General features: G+C 40.5%; 10 protein-coding genes. 6 read left to right on the top strand and 4 right to left on the bottom strand.

Annotation, left to right across the window (positions count from 1 at the left end; all coding sequences use genetic code 11):
• Nucleotides 1-474: 474 nt before the first annotated feature.
• Entirely contained in the window at nt 475-3,510 is a 3,036-nt protein-coding gene (gene ydiJ, locus ACNKW2_RS01270) for a D-2-hydroxyglutarate dehydrogenase YdiJ (RefSeq protein WP_419146927.1), read from the bottom strand.
• Between the two features lie 138 nt (nt 3,511-3,648).
• Between ydiJ and ACNKW2_RS01265 the strand changes: the two genes are divergently transcribed.
• A complete protein-coding gene (locus ACNKW2_RS01265; protein ID WP_419146926.1) occupies nt 3,649-3,855 on the top strand; it encodes a PGPGW domain-containing protein in 207 nt (68 codons plus the stop codon).
• Between the two features lie 26 nt (nt 3,856-3,881).
• Here ACNKW2_RS01265 and ppsA read toward each other — a convergent pair whose 3' ends face one another.
• Nucleotides 3,882-6,257 (bottom strand): phosphoenolpyruvate synthase, encoded by a 2,376-nt coding sequence (gene ppsA / locus ACNKW2_RS01260; RefSeq protein WP_419146925.1) that lies wholly within the window; start codon nt 6,255-6,257, stop codon nt 3,882-3,884.
• A 143-nt stretch (nt 6,258-6,400) separates the two neighbouring features.
• Between ppsA and ppsR the strand changes: the two genes are divergently transcribed.
• Nucleotides 6,401-7,210 carry a posphoenolpyruvate synthetase regulatory kinase/phosphorylase PpsR gene (ppsR, locus tag ACNKW2_RS01255; RefSeq protein WP_419146924.1) on the top strand — a complete coding sequence of 270 codons (810 nt, stop codon included), beginning with the start codon at nt 6,401-6,403 and terminating at the stop codon, nt 7,208-7,210.
• 50 nt (nt 7,211-7,260) lie between these two features.
• On the opposite strand, the gene ACNKW2_RS01250 is transcribed toward ppsR, so the two are convergent.
• On the bottom strand, nt 7,261-8,610 hold the full coding sequence (locus tag ACNKW2_RS01250) for a class II 3-deoxy-7-phosphoheptulonate synthase (protein ID WP_419146923.1): 1,350 nt from the start codon (nt 8,608-8,610) through the stop codon (nt 7,261-7,263).
• 844 nt (nt 8,611-9,454) lie between these two features.
• On the opposite strand from ACNKW2_RS01250, the gene ACNKW2_RS01245 reads away from it, so the two are divergent.
• Nucleotides 9,455-10,318, top strand: coding sequence for a DNA replication terminus site-binding protein (locus ACNKW2_RS01245; protein ID WP_419146922.1), 864 nt, complete (start codon nt 9,455-9,457; stop codon nt 10,316-10,318).
• 1,428 nt (nt 10,319-11,746) lie between these two features.
• On the opposite strand, the gene ACNKW2_RS01240 is transcribed toward ACNKW2_RS01245, so the two are convergent.
• Complete coding sequence (locus ACNKW2_RS01240; RefSeq protein ID WP_336565472.1) at nt 11,747-12,958, bottom strand: replication protein A; 1,212 nt, start codon at nt 12,956-12,958, stop codon at nt 11,747-11,749.
• Between the two features lie 703 nt (nt 12,959-13,661).
• On the opposite strand from ACNKW2_RS01240, the gene ACNKW2_RS01235 reads away from it, so the two are divergent.
• The 3 genes from ACNKW2_RS01235 to ACNKW2_RS01225 all read left to right on the top strand — a co-directional run bounded on the left by ACNKW2_RS01235 (nt 13,662) and on the right by ACNKW2_RS01225 (nt 19,127).
• On the top strand, nt 13,662-14,894 hold the full coding sequence (locus ACNKW2_RS01235) for an AAA family ATPase (protein WP_336565471.1): 1,233 nt from the start codon (nt 13,662-13,664) through the stop codon (nt 14,892-14,894).
• A 13-nt stretch (nt 14,895-14,907) separates the two neighbouring features.
• Nucleotides 14,908-15,870: a ParB N-terminal domain-containing protein gene (locus tag ACNKW2_RS01230; protein ID WP_419146921.1), complete on the top strand. Its 963-nt coding sequence runs from the start codon at nt 14,908-14,910 to the stop codon at nt 15,868-15,870.
• Between the two features lie 164 nt (nt 15,871-16,034).
• On the top strand, nt 16,035-19,127 hold the full coding sequence (locus ACNKW2_RS01225) for a DEAD/DEAH box helicase (protein ID WP_419146920.1): 3,093 nt from the start codon (nt 16,035-16,037) through the stop codon (nt 19,125-19,127).
• Nucleotides 19,128-19,267: the final 140 nt, after the last annotated feature.

Genomic DNA, 19,267 nt, shown 5'->3' with positions numbered 1-19,267 from the left:
TCATTCCTCTTTTGTGTATTCTAGTGAAATGACACAGATTTCTAAACACTACCAATTTTAACCCCTATCATTTTAGCTGCTATTTAAAATAACTAATATGTTAGCTATTAATTTCATAGTAATGCAGTGGTATTTAACCCTTATCAGTAATTTCTGCTTTGTTATTTATAGGTTTTTAATAAGTTATTTTAATTGAATTAGTATTTAATTATCTATTAGTGGTAAAGAAGCGTATATTATCGTTAAATACGTATGTAAATTCCATCGCAGGTTTGGCCTCTATTCACACTGTGCTGATATAAATATTAGGAAGCTTTTACTGCCACTAAAATATAGCCTTTTGGTTGGACTAAAAGAACACATCATACTAAAAGTTAGTCGTATATAAGTTATGTTAAAAAGCGTATTTTAGATTATTTCCAAAGGGCAGATGAAATAAAGAAACCGAGCTTTGAACTCGGTTTCTTTTGCAGATTAGTTTAGAGATTGATTTAGAATTTGAATTGGGTGTTTAGGTTTATTGTTACTAAACCTTTTTACTTGGCAGCGGCAAGAAAAGCCTGTTGCCAACACTTGTTTATCACCGGCTTGCTCAATCACAGGTTGCCAAGAGCTGGCGAACAAGGCTTTGGAATTTTCTTGGTTTTGCTTTTCATGGCCATAGGTACCCGCCATACCGCAACAACCAGTACTTTTGCCTTGCAACGTTAAACCAAAGTGGGCAAAAGTTTGTTGCCATACTTGTTTTGACTCCGGCATAGCCGTAGTTTCTGTGCAGTGACTCAGCAACAAATAATCATTTTTTTGTTTTGCTTGTAGTGATGGCAGCTCAACCGTGCTCAACCATTCGTGAGCAAGACTGACTTCAAAATCACCTTGATGTTGGAGAATGTCTTTGTATTCGTCGCGATAACACATGACTAAGGAAGCATCTAAACCAACAAGCGGTCTGTTATGCTGACTTATTTGATTAAGAAAATCGCTGGTGTTCGTGGCTGTTTGTTTAAATTGACGTAAAAAGCCTTTCACATGTTGAGGTTTGCCATTTGGATGAAATGGTAACACTTGCGGATAAAAGCCTAATTTTGTTACTAGTTCGACAAAGTCAGATACTAGCTCTGCTTCATAAAAGCTGGTAAACGGGTCTTGGACAATAAAAACAACTTTATTCTGCGTTTCTTTACTTAACTGCGTATATTGCTGTGGATGATAGAAAAACTTTTTGTCTATACGTTGTTGCAGCTGCTTTTTACTTAATTGTGGCGAATCAATATAGCCAATCCAGTTTTCAATTATATATTTAGCTGGTGGTAAATTTTGTATAAAATTAACCAAGCTCGGTACCTTAGCCATGGTTGGTAAGAACTTCTCTAAGTTACCAACTAAGTAATCTTTTAAAGGTCGGTTGTAGCGGCTGTAGTAGAAGTTTAAAAACTTTGCTCTGAAAGTGGGCACATCCACTTTTATCGGACAAGCAGTGGTACATGCCTTACAAGCTAAACACTCATCCATGGACATTTTTACTTCATGGGAAAAATCATAATCTTCTGGGTTTCTTGAATTACGCAGTCGTTGCCACCAACTGCTTGTTGTGTTGCCGTCAATAAGCTGATTTTCTGTTGCTACTAAATCAATGCCCTTTTCAGTTTGTAGTCTTAGCCATTCTTTAAATAGTCCTGCCCTACCTTTAGGTGAAAAACGACGGTCTTTGGTGACTTTATAAGATGGGCACATTGGTGAGTTATCATCATAATTAAAGCACAGACCGTTGCCGTTACAATTGATCGGCGCCTCATAATTGCTTTTAACCGCAGTAGGAATTTGTTTATCAAACCAAGCGCGTTTTTGGTCATCAACAGATACTAGGCTATCTTTTGAATCAAGTGGCGTACAAATTTTTCCAGGGTTTAGGCGGTTATTCTTGTCAAACAAGCCTTTAATTTTACGCAGCTCGGTAAACAGTTCTTCACCAAAAAACTCTGGGCCATATTCACTACGATACCCTTTACCATGCTCACCCCACATTAACCCTCTGTACTTCGCGGTGAGTTTAACTACTTCATCGGAAATGGTACGGAGCAATTTTTCTTGTTCCGGATCGCACATATCAAGTGCTGGTCTAACGTGTAATACGCCAGCATCAACGTGTCCGAACATACCATAGTCAAGGCCATAAGCATCGAGTAAATCACGAAACTCCATAATAAAATCAGCTAAGTTTTCGGGTGGTACTGCCGTATCTTCTGCAAATGCTAATGGTTTTTTTGCGCCTTTGACATTTCCTAATAAGCCAACCGATTTTTTCCGCATCGCATAAATTTTAAGAATATCCGCTTTATCGTTGGTTAATTGGTAACCGATGATCCCAGCTTCATTATTGGCAATAAGTTGATCCAAGCGTTGGCAAAGGCTGTCGACTTTTGAACGTATTTCCTCTTCCGACTCACCATTAAATTCGACCATGTTAAGGCCTTGCATAGAAACACCAGGCACCTCAGTAATTAAGTCCGATACTGAATGCCAGATAATATCCTCTTTAGCAAGATTCAGTACTTTACTATCAACTGTTTCTACGGATGTTGCTCGGGCCGAAACCAAAAAGGGACTATTGCGCAGTGCTGACTCAAAGGAATCGTATTTTATATTGATCAGTGTTTTAAACGGTTGTATTGGTGTTAAGTTTAATTTCGCTTCCGTTACGATCCCAAGAGACCCCTCGGAACCTGTGATGATCCTAGATAAATCGAAGCTGGTAAGTGAGTCATCAAACACATTTTCTAAGTCATAACCGGTTAAGAAACGGTTTAGACGGGGAAATTTTTGCACAATTAGTTCGCGTTTATTTTTGCAGATATCAATAACTTGCTGATAAATTTCTGCCACCTTCCCAGGTTGCTCTGCAAGCAGTTGTGCTTTGTCTATGGCCAAACGAGATGTGTTTAGTTCTGTGCCATCCACCAAAAATGTTTTTAAGCCTAAAACATGATCACTTGTCTTACCATAAACCAAAGAGCCCTGCCCTGATGCGTCGGTATTAATCATGCCGCCAATGGTTGCGCGATTACTGGTGGATAGATCCGGCGAGAAAAAATAGCCATAGGGGCGCAAAAAGTCATTGAGTTGATCTTTAATTACACCGGCTTGAACACGAACCCACCCTTCTTTTTCGTTAATTTCTAAAATCTCACGCATGTGCCGTGAAAGATCAATTACTATACCGGGTGTTAGTGATTGGCCGTTGGTACCAGTACCGCCACCACGAGGCCCGAACGTTAAAGATAAAAAAGGGTCTTGTTGCGCAATCTCTAAAGCGAGTTTTATGTCTTTATCTGATTTCGGAAACAGTACCGCTTGTGGCACTTGCTGATAAATACTATTGTCAGTTGAAGTGACCAGTCGAGTAGCATAACTCGTATCTATGTCACCAAGAAACCCCGCGGATTTTAGCTTTTCCTGATAAAGATTAATTACTTGGTTGGCTGAATCTTGTTGGCTAATTTTTGCGATCATGACGGTCTACACTGCTTTGTTTAGCGTGATTGTAACACGAAGCGTGTCACATCAAATTGAGAATTTTATGCTTTGTTACAAATCGAAATAGTTTATTTTACGAAGCTTTGTATACTTTAGATTTAGAGGAGACGAAATATGAAATATTTTTATGACTTTCTAGGTGCTTTGTTTGTCTTGTTAGCGCTAATCTTTATTATTGTACCGGGTCCATCGGTGGTGTTTTTACTAGCCGCATTGCTGTGCTTTGCGATTAATCACCCAAATGCTAGAAAACCGTTAAGACGGACTCAGGTTATGTTTAAAGAAGGTTGTTATAAACTTGACCAGCTATTTAAAAAATAGGCCTCGAAAAATCGAGGCCATTATTTTTATGCTTTAAATTTCTCTGCTAGGTATAACCAAGTCTCTAATACTGTATCTGGATTGAGTGAGACCGAATCAATACCTTGTTCTACCAACCAGGCTGCAAAGTCTTCGTGATCAGAAGGACCTTGACCACAAATACCAACATACTTACCTTTGGCTTTTGCAGTTTGAATCGCCATTGATAGTAGCTTTTTAATCGCAGGATTGCGCTCATCGAATAGATGTGCGATTAAGCCAGAATCCCTATCAAGGCCAAGAGTTAGCTGAGTTAAATCGTTCGAGCCAATAGAGAAGCCATCGAAATACTCAAGGAACTCTTCCGCTAATAAGCAATTCGATGGCAGTTCGCACATCATAATTACTTTTAAGCCATTTTCACCACGTTTTAGACCGTGTTCTTCAAGTAATTGGATGACTTGAGCGGCTTCTTCTAATGTGCGCACGAACGGGATCATGATTTCGACATTGGTCAAACCCATTTCATTGCGAACACGTTTGATGGCTTCACACTCGAGCGCAAAACATTCTCTAAAGTCTTCAGAGATATAACGTGATGCGCCACGGAAACCAATCATTGGGTTTTCTTCTTCCGGCTCGAACTGTTGACCACCTACTAGGTTAGCGTATTCGTTCGACTTAAAGTCGGACATACGCACAATAACGCGCTCTGGTGCAAAAGAAGCACCTAAGGTGGCAATGCCTTCAACCAGTTTATTGATGTAGAATTCAACAGGCGAATCATAACCGGCAATCATGTCTGTTATTTCGGCCTGCAACGCAGTGTCTTGTTTATCAAAATGTAACAGCGCTTTGGGGTGAATACCAATCATTCTGTTGATGATAAATTCAAGACGCGCTAAGCCAATACCGGCATGAGGTAGCTTGGCAAAGTCGAATGCTCTGTCTGGGTTACCGACGTTCATCATGATCTTCATGGGAATGTCTGGCATAGAGTCAATACGTGAAGAAATCACGTCAAACTCAAGTTCACCCTCGTAGATGTAACCTGTGTCACCCTCAGAACACGAGACCGTAACTTGTGTGCCGTTAGTGATTAAATCCGTAGCATTACCACAACCTACAACGGCTGGAATGCCAAGCTCTCTGGCTATAATTGCAGCATGACAAGTACGGCCGCCGCGATTAGTTACAATAGCAGAGGCGCGTTTCATGATAGGTTCCCAATCAGGGTCGGTCATGTCAGTAACCAACACATCGCCAGGTTTAACTGAGTCCATTTCATCAATCGAGCTCAACACTTTGACAACACCGCTACCGATTTTGTGGCCAATGGCACGGCCTTCGGCAATAACGTTGGATTTCTGTTTAAGCTGGAAACGCTCCATGACGTTAGCGTCTTCGTTAGAGCGAACGGTTTCTGGACGCGCCTGAACGATGTAAAGCTTACCGTCATTGCCATCTTTCGCCCACTCGATGTCCATTGGACGTCCATAATGCTTTTCGATGATTACCGCTTGTTTTGCCAACTCTTCTACTTCAGCATCAGTGATTGAGAAGCGGTTTGAAAGCGCAGAGTCAACATCCACAATCTCAACTTGTTTACCGTGCGACTCATCGCTTGAGTAAATCATTTGAATGGCTTTTGAACCAATATTGCGTTTTAACACCGCGGGTTTGGCATTGGCAAGCGTTGGCTTATGAACATAAAATTCATCCGGGTTAACGGCGCCCTGTACTACCATTTCGCCTAAGCCATAGCTCGAGGTGACAAAAACCACGTCCTCAAAACCAGATTCTGTATCAATAGAGAACATAACTCCAGAAGCGGCCTTATCAGAACGAACCATGCGCTGAATACCTGCAGAAAGTGCAACACCACGGTGGTCATAACCTTGGTGAACACGATAGGAAATAGCACGGTCATTAAAGAGTGATGCGAAAACGTGTTTAATCGCTACCATAACGGCATCGATACCACGTACATTCAAAAAGGTTTCTTGTTGGCCTGCGAAGGAGGCGTCAGGCATGTCTTCTGCGGTGGCTGAGGAGCGAACTGCAAATGACACATCTTGGTTAGCATCACCGTGAAGTTGCTGATAGGCGTCTTTAATTGCTGCGTCTAGTTCTGGTTGGAAAGGTGTGTCGATGACCCATTGCCGTATTTGGGCGCCGACTTTGGCCAGTTCGTTGACATCGTCAACATCGAGGGAATCTAAAATAGTGTGGATTTTTTCATTGAGCCCTGATTGTTCAAGGAACTCATTAAATGCTTCAGCGGTTGTAGCGAATCCACCTGGCACTTGTACACCAGCGTTAGCAAGGTTAGATATCATTTCACCTAGAGAAGCGTTTTTACCACCAACTCGAGGTACGTCTTGCATACCTAACTCTTGATACCAGAGAACGTAGTCTTGCACGGAACTGTCTCCAAAACAAATTGTATTAAATGTGAGAGATTATTTGACCTTTCCATTAGGTCGAGTGCATTCTACAACGGTAAGGCAGTCTTCGTAAACCACGACGGCTTATTTTCACTAATTTCTGAATGAATAATTGCCATATGAGAACCGCATTTTATATATCGGATGGCACCGCCATCACCTCTGAAGTTTTCGGTCATGCAACGCTATCTATGTTTCCTGTTGAATTTAATCATCAGACCATTCCGTTTGTTGAGACAACTAAGAAAGCGAATGAAATTAAAACCTTAATCGATTCAATTGCCGAATCTTCTGGGCAAAAGCCGCTGGTATTTTTTACTTTTGTTAATCCCGAATTATCTGACATTATCGCGTCTTCGCAAGGGGTGTGTTATGACTTTTTATCTTATGCCAGTGAAATAGTAAAACGAGAATTGAAAGTAAAACCAGTTCCTAAAATGCACCGAACGCACAGTATTCACGAATCCAGTTACGACTTTAGAATCGATGCGGTTAATTACGCTTTAGCCAATGATGACGGCGCAAATATAAAGGATTATGACGAAGCAGATATTATTTTGGTGGGAGTAAGCCGTAGCGGTAAGACACCTACTAGCTTATATTTGGCATTACAATATGGCATTAAGGCTGCAAACTACCCTATGACTGAAGAGGATTTAGAAAGTGGCCGCTTACCAAAATGTTTAGATAAATATAGAAAGAAACTATTTGGCCTAACCATAGACGCAGAGCGTCTTGCCGCTATAAGACAGGAACGTATGGCCAACTCTCGCTATGCATCAATTAGACAATGTCGTATTGAAATACGGGAAGTTGAGATGTTATTCAAAAAATATAAGGTGCCCTTTCTCAACAGTACGCGATACTCTGTTGAAGAAATATCAGCCAAAATCATTTCGGAAACAGGCCTAAAACGTCATAAGTATTAAAAAAGGCTGCATAAGCAGCCTTCTTATTAACTCGCTAATATATCGCGATATTATTTTCTTGCGTCTTTTAAAAGATCCGCAACTAAGAAGCCAAGTTCAAGTACTTGGTCGGCATTTAAACGCGGATCACATTGGGTGCGATAACGCTGTGACAAGTCTTCATCAGAAAGACCATAAGCACCGCCAGTACATTCCGTGACGTGTTGACCGGTCATTTCCAAGTGAACGCCACCAGGGTAGCTGCCTTCTGCTTTGTGAACGGCGAAAAACTGACTTATTTCACGTAAAATATTATTGAAACTACGGGTTTTGTAGCCTGTACTAGATTTTTCTGTGTTGCCGTGCATTGGATCGGACGTCCAAATAACTTTTCGCCCTTCTTGTTGCACTCGGCGTACTAGTTTAGGCAGTTTTTCTGGCAATACATCGGCGCCCATTCGCGTAATAAGCGTTAAGCGACCTGGTATATTATCTGGGTTTAGCGCGTCAATAAGATTGATAAGCTCATCTTCTTGCATACCTGGGCCGACTTTAACCCCAATTGGGTTTTTAATACCGCGGAAAAACTCAATATGCGCATGATCCAATTGTCTTGTACGCTCACCAATCCAAACAAAATGCGAAGAACAATCATACCAGTCACCGCTTAAGTGGTCGCGGCGAGTTAACGCTTCTTCGTATCCTAGCAATAGGGCTTCGTGGGAAGTATAAAGCTGAGTTTCTTTTAGACTAGGAGCTACAGTTGAATCCACACCACACACTTCCATGAACTCAAGCGCTTCTTGAATTCGCTCCGCAAGCATCTGGAATTTATCTTTTAGTGGATTCGCAGCAACAAAGCTCATATTCCAGCGGTTGACTTGATGTAAATCAGCAAGGCCACCTTGGGCAAATGCGCGAAGTAAATTTAGTGTCGCTGCACTATGATGATAGGCCTTCATCAACCTCTGTGGGTCGGGTATCCGGGCGTCCTCAGTAAATTCAAAACTATTAACAATGTCACCACGATATGATGGTAATGACACACCATTAATTGTTTCATAATCAGAAGAACGTGGTTTTGCGTACTGCCCTGCCATTCTAGCAATTTTTACTACTGGGCATTTGCCACCGTATGTAAGCACAACGGCCATTTGCAAAAGGGTTTTAAAGGTGTCGCGAATATTCGCTGCACTGAAGTCTGAAAAAGACTCGGCACAATCACCACCTTGTAATATAAATGCCTTGCCTTCACAAACATCCGCTAAACTTTTATATAAGCTTCTTGTTTCTTCAGCAAACACCAAAGGTGGTGCGGCATTCAGTTCGGATTCGACTTTTTTTAACTGCTCTGAATCTGGGTATTCAGGCTGCTGTAGGATAGGCTTATCTCTCCAGCTATTTGGGCTCCAATTGGCCATTATAATTTCCTCATTCCTATATGTGTTACCACACATGAACACTACCCCATGTAACCTGTGACATCAAGAGAAATGTAGGAAATACAGAACACATCATACATTATAATTATTAAATAAATGTTAGCGGATAATTTGTATGTTAGGAATTAACCAAAAGGATAGGTTCGCTATGCGATTTAAATATGCCTGCTTAGCTAATTTAAGACTAAAAAAACAACGGGCTTTGAGCAAATAAGTAGCAGTAAGTGGATGTTATACAGCGTATCGGATGAAGCCATTGCAATGTATTAGCGCTGATCCTTAAATAGTTCTTGGGCTTTTATTTCTTAAGTGATTCTGCGCTTCTGCCTTGTTGGAAGTATTGTTGTAAGACTTATGGGAGTTTTGCAGATTAATAACCCCCAATGCAAATCCTATTGCTGTTATTACCCCCTAAGGTTTAAAGGTTCTATATTGGCCAGGCTTTTTGTACTTAAAAATTGCGAGGTCTATACCCTATTTAGAATCGGGTTAACTAATCGCAGCGAGACAACCCCCTTTCTTACTATATCTTCTTAACCACTATATCCGATATCGTTTTATGGTATCTAACTGCGGCAGATATAAATATTTGCATTAAGCAATTGCGAGCCTTTAAGGATTGCCTTATCATCGCGTGAAAACTAAGAACACATCATACTACTATGTTGTTATTAAATTTTAATATTAAAGTTGTAGTTTAAAAGGTATTCAAAAAGCAGAACATAAGTAAACTTTAATGATTTAGATAATTAAACGATTAACTACCCCCTAAATACGGAAAATTTGATATAATTGCCTTATTAAAAGAACACATCATACAATTATGACAACATTTTCTATACGTTCAACCTTTGATATTTTAAACACACATATTGATCAACTCGTTGCTGAAATTAAGAATGCCGACGTAAAAAAAGCGTCTTTTTATGCTTTACCCAAAGCAACAAAAGAAGATGAAAAAGTAGCTCCTGAAGAAATCCAAGTTAAAAAGTATGAAGGTGAACAAGCATTGAAGTTTTGTTTGCAAGCATATCAAGATTTATTTTTGCAAGACAAAGCAAGCGGAAAATTAGTGCAACGTTACCCTGGTTTGCTGCTAATTAACGATCGAAACAACAATATAAAGTCTCGACTTCAAGCCGTGAATAAAGCGAAAGATGAATTTAAAAAAGCAATTTTAGAAATAGAAAATAACGATGCCCGATTTGAGGCCGTCCATGCTGCCGTTCCCGACTTACTTACTTTAGCCGCATATCGAAAGATCCACTTTGAATCAGAAACCCCTTACTCCGTTAGGTTTACATGGATGAAAAAGCACGCAACAAAAGTATTAAGCAAAAAGGTCGCACTTGAAATGCTAAACCGTTCATCTAACTATGCTAACCCAAGAATGATAGACCAAGAGCAATGGTTACAGTTAGTTGAACAAGAAAAATACCGAGTTGCCAGTTTAGCCGAAGATACCAAATTACGGATCCGCCGCCCCACTCGCGTAACCCCAGAAGTGAATGTTCGGTTCTCAGCCCAAAATCGCTACCATGTGAGTGCGGCATTGCCTTTTATCATTTTGAATCCTAATCCAGAGACAAAACTTGGAGAGCTTAGTAATTATACTCAAAATGAAAGCCATCCAAGAAAACGCCAATATAATTTCTTAGTTGACCGCATCTACCTCGAGCGTTTTTAGCAGTATTTTTAACACCTATGGTCTGAAAACCTGTTCAAGAACACGATTTAACATAATCTCATGCTTTATCAATATAAGTATGATGTGTTCTAGATGTTGCTATAGGCAAAGTCTCTCGTAGTGGTTTCTGTTCGATTTCTCTAGTTATAAAAGCTGGTATAGGTGTTGATTATGTATGGGTCGTATTAACGAGTAAGTCAGAAGCATCTTTTTTATAGTTAGCACTTACATACTTTTATCGGCATGAATCCTCCCTGCTCTTTGAGCATTTAAGACATAATGGTCATTAGCAGCACTACTTCAAGCTATTGTATATATGCCAAAACATAAATAGCAAAAGAACCTTCACCATTAGCAAGTTTTTCAAACAACTTAAAAATAAACTTATTTTCAGGTTGCCACTCACAGAACTGAACTAAGGTGTATTTTTTAACGGTGCAGCGAACAAATATTATAAAGCTGTGTGGCAACACCTGCTTCATCACTACTTTTGTTAGGGTATAGTAGATTTTATAGTGAGTACACACTTACTTTAAAATTAAGAGTATTAATAGCCAATAATTTATAAACTTAGGAAATCGAGGTTAGACTAATTAGTCTCATAAAATGAACGCAAATAAACTCAAAAGCAAAGCATTAGTTTGTTGGTACTAACTGACTTTATAGGCAATGCTTTTAGTCAGTAGAGCAATACCTAATAGCAGTTTGCTTAATTTCGTCATCGAGTTACTGACAAGAACAATTTTGCTGGTCAGCTTCCTTGCATCTAGAACAAGTCATTCTGCAAGTAAGTTATTTTAAGTAAGAAACGTTTAACGCCTTTGCTACTCCCTCAGATAAAAAAATAATAATGCCGACCATGAGGGCTATAAGTAGGACACAATCATATTTTTATTTCTTAGTCATACTCCGCGAGTCAAGCAATTCCGCTATTCTGTTTCACCTCAATAAAAGCCAAAACGTTACTGTTGATATTGCTTTGATACTCATTCGCCTCATTAAGTAGGCTATTTGAGAGAAAAAAATTTTTGTCGATAATACGGCTTTCGCGTCTTGTTGGCAAAGTATTACTCTCATTTATATCAGCAAGGCGGTAATTTTGTCTTGAGTTGTCCGCCACTTGCAGCAAACTTACTGCTTCAAATTACCCAAAAATGAATGCCGATTGGCTATGATCCATAATTGAAATAAAACAGCAAAGTCGCTCTGCTTTGCAATGTTTGGCAGTTCAGTGATCCGCGATTTTTTTACACGAATAACAATACTTATTGGTCAGTAGGTATTAACTCGGAAGGAATGATAAAAATAAGATAGAAAAGTGCCATAAACAAAAAAGTACAATGACTGTAATGACATTGTACTCATAGGGTATGGTAAAAACATTCTTTGGCACTTTGCAAAAAATAATTAGCGCCTTTCCGAGCTAAGTTATTTTTTTACGATTTCTTCGAGGGTATCTTCGTCAATGACTTCGGCATTTTCAACTATCCGCTTTCCGCCTTGAATCTCAATGCGTTTATGGTGTTTGTTCAATGCCAATATTTCATCACAGAACTGTGCCGATGGATGCATTTCATAGACGTAGTCAATAATTTTACCGGTTTTCTCATCTTTAACATTGGAAATGTTATATTCTGAGATTGCCCCTTTTTCTATTAAATCTTTCATCGTTGTGGTCATATCACGACGCAATGCTTTTAACTTATTATCGGTAATTTTGTCATCCGCATAAATTGAGCCGTATTTTTCCATAATGGAAATGAGCCTGAAGTGATAAGTTTTACCCGGTGCCGCATAACGCCAAAGGTGATAAAGGCGAAGCATCATCCAACGAGATAAACCTCGTTTCAACTCTTGCGCACTATTAAAATAGTAACCCTTATATTCAAGGTTATCGATCATATTGTGAACAAACGCATTTAAACAAGCGACACATTTGATGTTACCGCCCTGCCCTTTTTTACCACTAAAATGCAATGAGGATAAAAAGTTCATGTTCGACTCATAAAACGAGTCATCAATATCTGGGTTTTTAGTGTCTGTCGCAGTGTATTTAAAAGAGAGTTTTGAACCTTGTAACGCTTCCAACGATTCTTTGATTTGCGGATATGGCATTGATTGACCAACCGCTTTTAGTTCTTGCGCCAGTTCATTCATGGAAAAAATAACCGCGTATTGAATACCGGACTTAAAATTAATTTTTACGATTTTTCCTTTTGAAGCCAAACGAATGAGAGCTCGTTCAACTTTTTCTTCTCTATCGGACGGCCAAACTAAAAACTCTTCTTCATCACCATCTTTCTTGGTGCTAACTACAGCCGGAGTTATCTTAATTTCACCTTCGTAAAGAATACCATCAACTTTTTCTGATATTTTTCTGGTTACGATTGTTTTCTTCGGAGCATCTTCCAACGCCAGCTTTTTATGTCCAGAACGAACAAAACGACCCCAAAGGTCATAATGATTAAACGTATTTGAGTAGGCTCTTAACCCATGTGCAGTTTCAAGAGATACTCGAACATCTTTATTATCAGTGAACAATGCCAAGCTTTCGTTATCGATTGCACTTTCAACTCCATGGATCTGTCCACGCAGTGAATCTGGCAGGTTGTCTACAGAAATGTTCACCTTTCGGCTCATTGTTTTTACTTCCAAAAAATCGTGACGCTTAATAACAACATATTCAACGAAAAAAGTTAATTATTAAAGTTAGTAAAAAAGTGATCTGACAACACTTTTTTATCGAGATCACGGTTATACTAACTTTGTGAGGCTTAGAGATCAAAATTTTACTAACTAAGAGGGATCTTTACAGTTAACGAGCCCTTTTTACAGGCTGTAAGCCCCTGAATTTAGTGGTCATCGCAAGGAAGCTGTGGAAAAATAGCTTTCAGATTAGTAAAGATCTGATCTCTTCTAAGTAGAGATCAGATCCTTATCTAGTGAACATCGGTAGATCACCTGCTGAGTGTGAATAACTCACTGATATTACTTAGTAATATTTTGATCTCAGTGAACACAAAAGTGGATAACCCTGTGCATAAACTGTTTATATATAGCAAAATGAAATATGGCTTAGTAAAAAGGTGATCTGTTAGTTATAAAAGATCGGATCTTAACTAGGTAAAAAAGCGATCTAGTATTTTAAAAAATATTCATATAAAACAATAAGTAAGAACAAGATCTTGGTACCTTACCCTTTAATACCTATATATTTAACCATATCTAAACTTCTTTATTTATACTTAGAGGCAAGGTAATCAATAAATGTCTTTATTTTTTTGTGTTTACAGGTAAATATATGGACATTATAATAAACGGCATCAAATAAAGGATAATGTGTATGTCGATAAATAACAACGCGCTATCAACTTACCGTTTGTTAAAAGCAACGGCAGAAGTTGCAGAAAAATCTTTAGCTGGTCGTATCCAACACTATAGGGCACACCTAAAAACTGAAGATAAAGAACTAAGAACTTACACGCAAAAAGCCGCGGCCGACCTGCTTGGTGTTAATAACCGGACATTGAAACGTCGTCATGATCAAGGCGATTTCGATGATATCAATATTAAAAAAGGTGCCAATGGTCACTATGCTTATACATTAGCCAATATTTTTGCCATGGCTGAAGTACTTGGTGTCGAAGCTGATCAAAGAAAAGCAGATGATAAGCTTCAAGTTATTGTCATCAACAGTCTAAAAGGTGGCTGTGGTAAAACTACCAGCTTGGTTAACATTGCAGCCGCGTTGGCCACGACCAATATTAAACGCTATCGAATTGGTATCATTGATTTAGATCCGCAAGGATCGTCTTCCAGTTTCTTCCCTGCTAAAGAGCACGAACCCATTACTGTGGGCGATCTAATGCGTGACTGCATCGAACTAGATGAGGGGGAGACCTGGCAAGATTTAGTCTCTAATTCATTTCAAACCACTCATATCCCTAATATTCGAGTACTGCCCTCTGGCATGGATGACTTTTACTTTGAGCATGAAACCGCAACGGAATTAAAAGAAAGCTCAAGCTATGAAAAAACCAGGCATTACCATAAGCTTAAGGAAAAAGTCATCGACCCGGTGGCTGATCAGTTCGACATTATTTTGGTCGATACGGCACCGTCGTTAAACTTCATGTTCTACAACGCCCTAATGGCTTCAACCGCGATGCTAATACCGGTTCACCCTGAAGCCGTAGACTTTGATGCCAACAACAAATACCTCAAACGTTTGGGGGAAATCTACCATACCGTTGCTGCACTCGGTCATGAAGGTTGGGACTTTATGCAATTTCTAGTGACCAATTATGTAAAAGGTAATCACTCGCAACGCGATATTGTCAAAGATGTAAGAAGTGCGTTTGGACGCCAAGTAATGAGCTACCCAATTAACCATAGCTCTGCAATCACCGCCAGTTCATCCTCGTTTAACACTATTTTTGATCAAAAAACTTCTGATAGCTTGGCAAGTAGAGAAGCGCTATTAAAAGCACAGGAAAACATCAAAGATGTGGTTGATGAATTAGAGATGCTGATCCGCTCTAACTGGCCGTCAACGCAATCTTCACTAGCAGAATAATAAAGGTTAAAAAATGGCTAGAAAACGTAAAAATGATACCCGTATGGATCCTTTCGCCACTGCTGTGGAAGGAAGCAGTTTAGATGATCTACTGGATCAGGCAAAAGTCGGTGATGTGGTTACCATGCCCGCACCAAGCGATCCTAATAAAACCATCGTTTTAACCTGTCAGATCATTCCTTTCTCTGAAATAGAGTCTCGTACCTGTGTGTATGGTCAAAACCGCAGAGAGCAAACCTTGCTAGGTGAAAAAGCCGTCGCAGACATTTTGCCTGCAATTGAAAAGGATAAGCGCAACCTTCACCCTGCGTTGTGTTGGGAGCATAATGGCAAGTTGCAAGTGTTGTCAGGCTCGCGTCGCAGAAAAGCCTGTATGCTGGCAAAAGCCGATTATGTCGTTCTAAGCTCAGCGGACTTTAGTGATGAAGACGCCAAAGTCTTGGCTGTGTCTTCGGATCAATACATTGCTCCAAGCTTATGGGAATTAGGTCAGGCCTATGCGGCTACAAAGCAGCGTCTAGTTGCGCAAGGACAAAAAGGATCTTACCGTGAAATCGCTGCTGTCGAAGGCGTATCACACACCGCCATCGCTGATGCCATTAAAGCCTTTGAAAGCATTCCGGTTGATGTTTTGAAGTTATATCCTACCGCCAATCATTTAGGCCGAGAAGCGGCGAAAAAGTTGATTAACGCCAAGTCTGATTCACCTGAAAACTTTGCTGAGCGAGTTCGCGCGCTTCCAGAGCAAAGCTTTATGACTGAATCGATGAGCGACGAAAAGCGCGCACTGCAGATCACTAAGTTTTTAACCACCTTTGGTGAAAACAGCAGTCGAGTTGAATCGATCCTTGAGAACGATTACGTCAAGCTGCAGCGCAATCTTAAAAGCGGTGATATTACGGTTAAAATTGATAATCGCGTCTTAACCGATAAGCGCTTAGAACAGCTGCAAAAGCTGCTTGGTAGTTACAATTAATTACCTTGAGCCCAGGTTGGTCAAATTTACGGCCAACTTGGGGTTATTTAGCAACACTTGAGCTCCAACCAGTTTATTTTTACCCTTTTTCTCGCATTTCTCTCTTTAGCTCAAAACCCGAATTTCATATACTGGTTCTTTAGTTTTCAGTCTACGTGCTACTAATGTCATCGCAGTTATCAAAAGAGCAACTTTTCGCCTTATTTGAAGAGATCAAACAAGAGCAAGCGAATCAGTTTCCATTGTCTGAGCGCTTTCTTAGACAGTACTTTAACTCGGCTTTATTAAATAAGGCCAAAGAGTATCTGCAAGACGATCAGGTTTGTTACTTACATCACAGCGACAATTTTGCCCAAATCGACGCCCAAGTCTTAGGTAACTATGGCAATACTTTTACCCAGCACATCAAAATTACCCACAAACAAGGATCTGCGCACGTTGAAGCCAACTGTTCATGTTCCAATAATCCCAAATGTCGGCATATTGCTGCGGTATTATTAAAACTCAAAATTGAACACTCTGGCGGTTTCGGTGAGGCCTTTTTAGTCAATGACTGGTTTAATGAATTAGCACAGTTACAGTCAATAGAGCATCAAGATGCTGATAACGTGTTACTGTTTGTTTTAGAGCCTCGAGCCAATGAAATTTTGGTCAACCCCAAGGTGTCACCCAACCGTCCAGACGGTCAGTATCCTTTGGGCAGAGCCTTAACTGAGCAACAATTGAACAGTCAGGTGGCGCCTTCAGGACTGCTGGAAAGTGATTTTCGATTATTCAGTTGGATCCGCTCACAAAATACTCCAGGTCATTTTGAATTATTTGGCAGCTGGGGATTTAATGCCTTAACCCAACTTATTCACAGCCATCGTTGTTACTATCAAAACGACCGCCAGCCTCTGCTATTTGGTCACAAACAAAGTCTAGACTTCTACTGGCATCAACAAGGCAGCCAGTATCAGCTACGTAGCCGCTTAGCCGAGGTGGAACAATGGCGTTTAATAAAAACCGACCCCCCAGTTTATCTTGATACCGATAAGCTTGTTGTCGGGCGCATTGAAACCGATTTAACGGCTCAAGAAATTGCTCATTTACATACCATGCCCGCCGTCAGCGAAGAAAAAATAGAGCAAGTGATGGCACGTTTTCAGGATATCTTTAATGACGATGTCATCGCTGCGCCGCAAGGATTAATGCAGCTTGCCCAGCAGCAAGCTCAGGTGGCACGACTGATAAAATTAGATAAAGCAGGACCGGCAGGCTTTCGAATTGAGCCATTAGCAAAATCTGCCAAGAGCAAACACAAAGCGCGTTGTGAACAACTGCTCAGCGGCTTAGGCTTCAGCCATGAGGGAGATACCTTTTCACTGCCAAGTAACGATGGCGTATCCATTCATTGGTTCAATCAAGAAGTGCGGCCATATCTCCAAGCTAAGCGCTGGCTGGTTGACGAGTTGCACGGTGACAGCCAAGTTATTACGCCTACGGTGAAAATCAACCTTAAGCGTGATAAGCAGCATCATGTGTTAGGTAAAGTGATGTTTGATGACAAACCCATCACTCTTAACTGGGAGAAGTCTGAGAGCCACGAGCTCAATAACCTGGCACATGACTATCATTATGTTTGCATTGGCGAGCAATTCTATGTCCTACCTAAGGCCGTATATGAGGCCCTGATGGGGTTAAAAGGCCGTTTTAGTTATTACCTTTCGAGCGGGCAATTTAAATTTCCTTTGTCATACGCTAAGCAGCTGTTCCAGCTGGACCATCTTGAAGCGACTTCTGACGATCCCAAGCTACTCGATTATTTAGCTGAAATTGAGCAGCCCATTAAAGAGCAACAAGTTATTCCGGCCAGCGAAGGGCAAAACTTTACATTGCGTGACTACCAAATACAGGGAGTCAATTGGCTGAAGTTTCTTAATCGCCATCAGCTCGGTGGTATTCTTGCCGATGACATGGGACTGGGCAAAACCTTGCAGGTGATTGCCTATTTTATTGCTCAGCATAATACCCTAGTATCGCAACCAAGTTTAATCGTATGCCCAACCAGTTTAGTGGGTAATTGGCGTGATGAATTTAAGCGTTTTGCGCCGCATTTACCGCTAACGATTATTCATGGTGCACATCGTGATAAAGCGCTAAATGCGGTGCAAGGGGCGAAATTTATTCTTACCACTTATCCGCTGCTGAAACGAGATGCTAGCTTTTATAAAAACTTGGCGTTTGATTCCATTGTATTAGATGAAGCGCAATACATTAAAAACGAAGCGGCGCAAATCTCAAAATGCGTTAAAAGTTTAGCGGCGCGGTTTAAACTGTGCTTAAGTGGTACGCCAGTGGAAAACAATTTATTGGAGCTAAAGTCCTTGTTGGACTTTGTTATGCCCGATGTTTTGGGTACTAAGCAACAGTTTAAACAGCATTTTCAAATTCCGATTGAAAAAGAGCAAGACAGCGCTAAAGCGAGAGAATTACGCAGCCTTATCGCGCCATTTATTTTGCGCCGGACGAAATCTGAAGTGGTGCAAGAGCTGCCAAACAAAACCGAACTGGTAAAAGAGCTGGAGTTCTCTGAATCCCAGCATGCACTGTATCAAAGTGTGCAGCGGCAAGTGGAAAATAAACTGGTTACTTTATTCCATGAGCAGGGAGTTGAGCGCAGTAAGCTGGCCTTTTTAGACGCTTTGCTCAAGCTAAGACAAATTTGCTGTCATCCTCAGTTAGTGGACAAAACCGCAACCGAGCACCGTGGGGCTAAATTTGAATGGCTGGCTCAGCATCTGCCAACGTTACTAAAAGAAGGCCGGAAAATTATTATTTTTAGCCAGTTTACCAGTGTCTTAGAGTTAATTGCGCAGCAGTGTCAGGAGCAGGCACTAAAATACACTATGCTCACAGGACAAACTCGGCAGCGCGATAATGCCATTGCCGCTTTTACCGAAGGTCGTTGTAATATATTTCTGATCAGCCTAAAAGCTGGTGGTACGGGGTTAAATTTAACGCAAGCCGATACGGTGATCCACTTTGATCCTTGGTGGAACCCAGCAGTTGAAAATCAAGCAACGGATCGCGCTTATCGAATTGGCCAAGATAAACCGGTATTTGTCTATAAGCTACTGATGGCAGGCTCTATTGAAGAAAAAGTTTTCAAGATGCAAAGAGACAAACAAGCCTTAGTTGATGCTCTATTTGCCGACGCTGGAGTGAAATTAAACCAGTTCGACGAATCGCAAATGCTGGCGTTGATAAAAAATTAAAAATAATTTTGAACTATCGCTGATTGGCTCGGTCTATTGTTATGCTTGTTGCGAAATCGTTTAGCAGTAGGCATATGTTGATTTCCCCTTTTGTTACTGATTGTAATGAGCCAGCTGAAAAGCTGGCTTTTCTTTTTTCA

Source organism: Pseudoalteromonas 'SMAR', from assembly GCF_048515945.1.
Taxonomy (GTDB): Bacteria; Pseudomonadota; Gammaproteobacteria; order Enterobacterales; family Alteromonadaceae; genus Pseudoalteromonas.
This window is presented reverse-complemented; position numbering and strand designations above follow the sequence as displayed.

Bases quoted from the DNA above. Each gene is read 5' to 3' on its own strand.
- ACNKW2_RS01250 (WP_419146923.1), bottom strand. From the start codon at position 8,610: ATGGCCAATTGGAGCCCAAATAGCTGGAGAGATAAGCCTATCCTACAG.
- ACNKW2_RS01230 (WP_419146921.1), top strand. From the start codon at position 14,908: ATGGCTAGAAAACGTAAAAATGATACCCGTATGGATCCTTTCGCCACT.
- ACNKW2_RS01225 (WP_419146920.1), top strand. From the start codon at position 16,035: ATGTCATCGCAGTTATCAAAAGAGCAACTTTTCGCCTTATTTGAAGAG.
- ppsR (WP_419146924.1), top strand. From the start codon at position 6,401: ATGAGAACCGCATTTTATATATCGGATGGCACCGCCATCACCTCTGAA.
- ACNKW2_RS01240 (WP_336565472.1), bottom strand. From the start codon at position 12,958: ATGAGCCGAAAGGTGAACATTTCTGTAGACAACCTGCCAGATTCACTG.
- ACNKW2_RS01265 (WP_419146926.1), top strand. From the start codon at position 3,649: ATGAAATATTTTTATGACTTTCTAGGTGCTTTGTTTGTCTTGTTAGCG.
- ACNKW2_RS01235 (WP_336565471.1), top strand. From the start codon at position 13,662: ATGTCGATAAATAACAACGCGCTATCAACTTACCGTTTGTTAAAAGCA.
- ACNKW2_RS01245 (WP_419146922.1), top strand. From the start codon at position 9,455: ATGACAACATTTTCTATACGTTCAACCTTTGATATTTTAAACACACAT.
- ydiJ (WP_419146927.1), bottom strand. From the start codon at position 3,510: ATGATCGCAAAAATTAGCCAACAAGATTCAGCCAACCAAGTAATTAAT.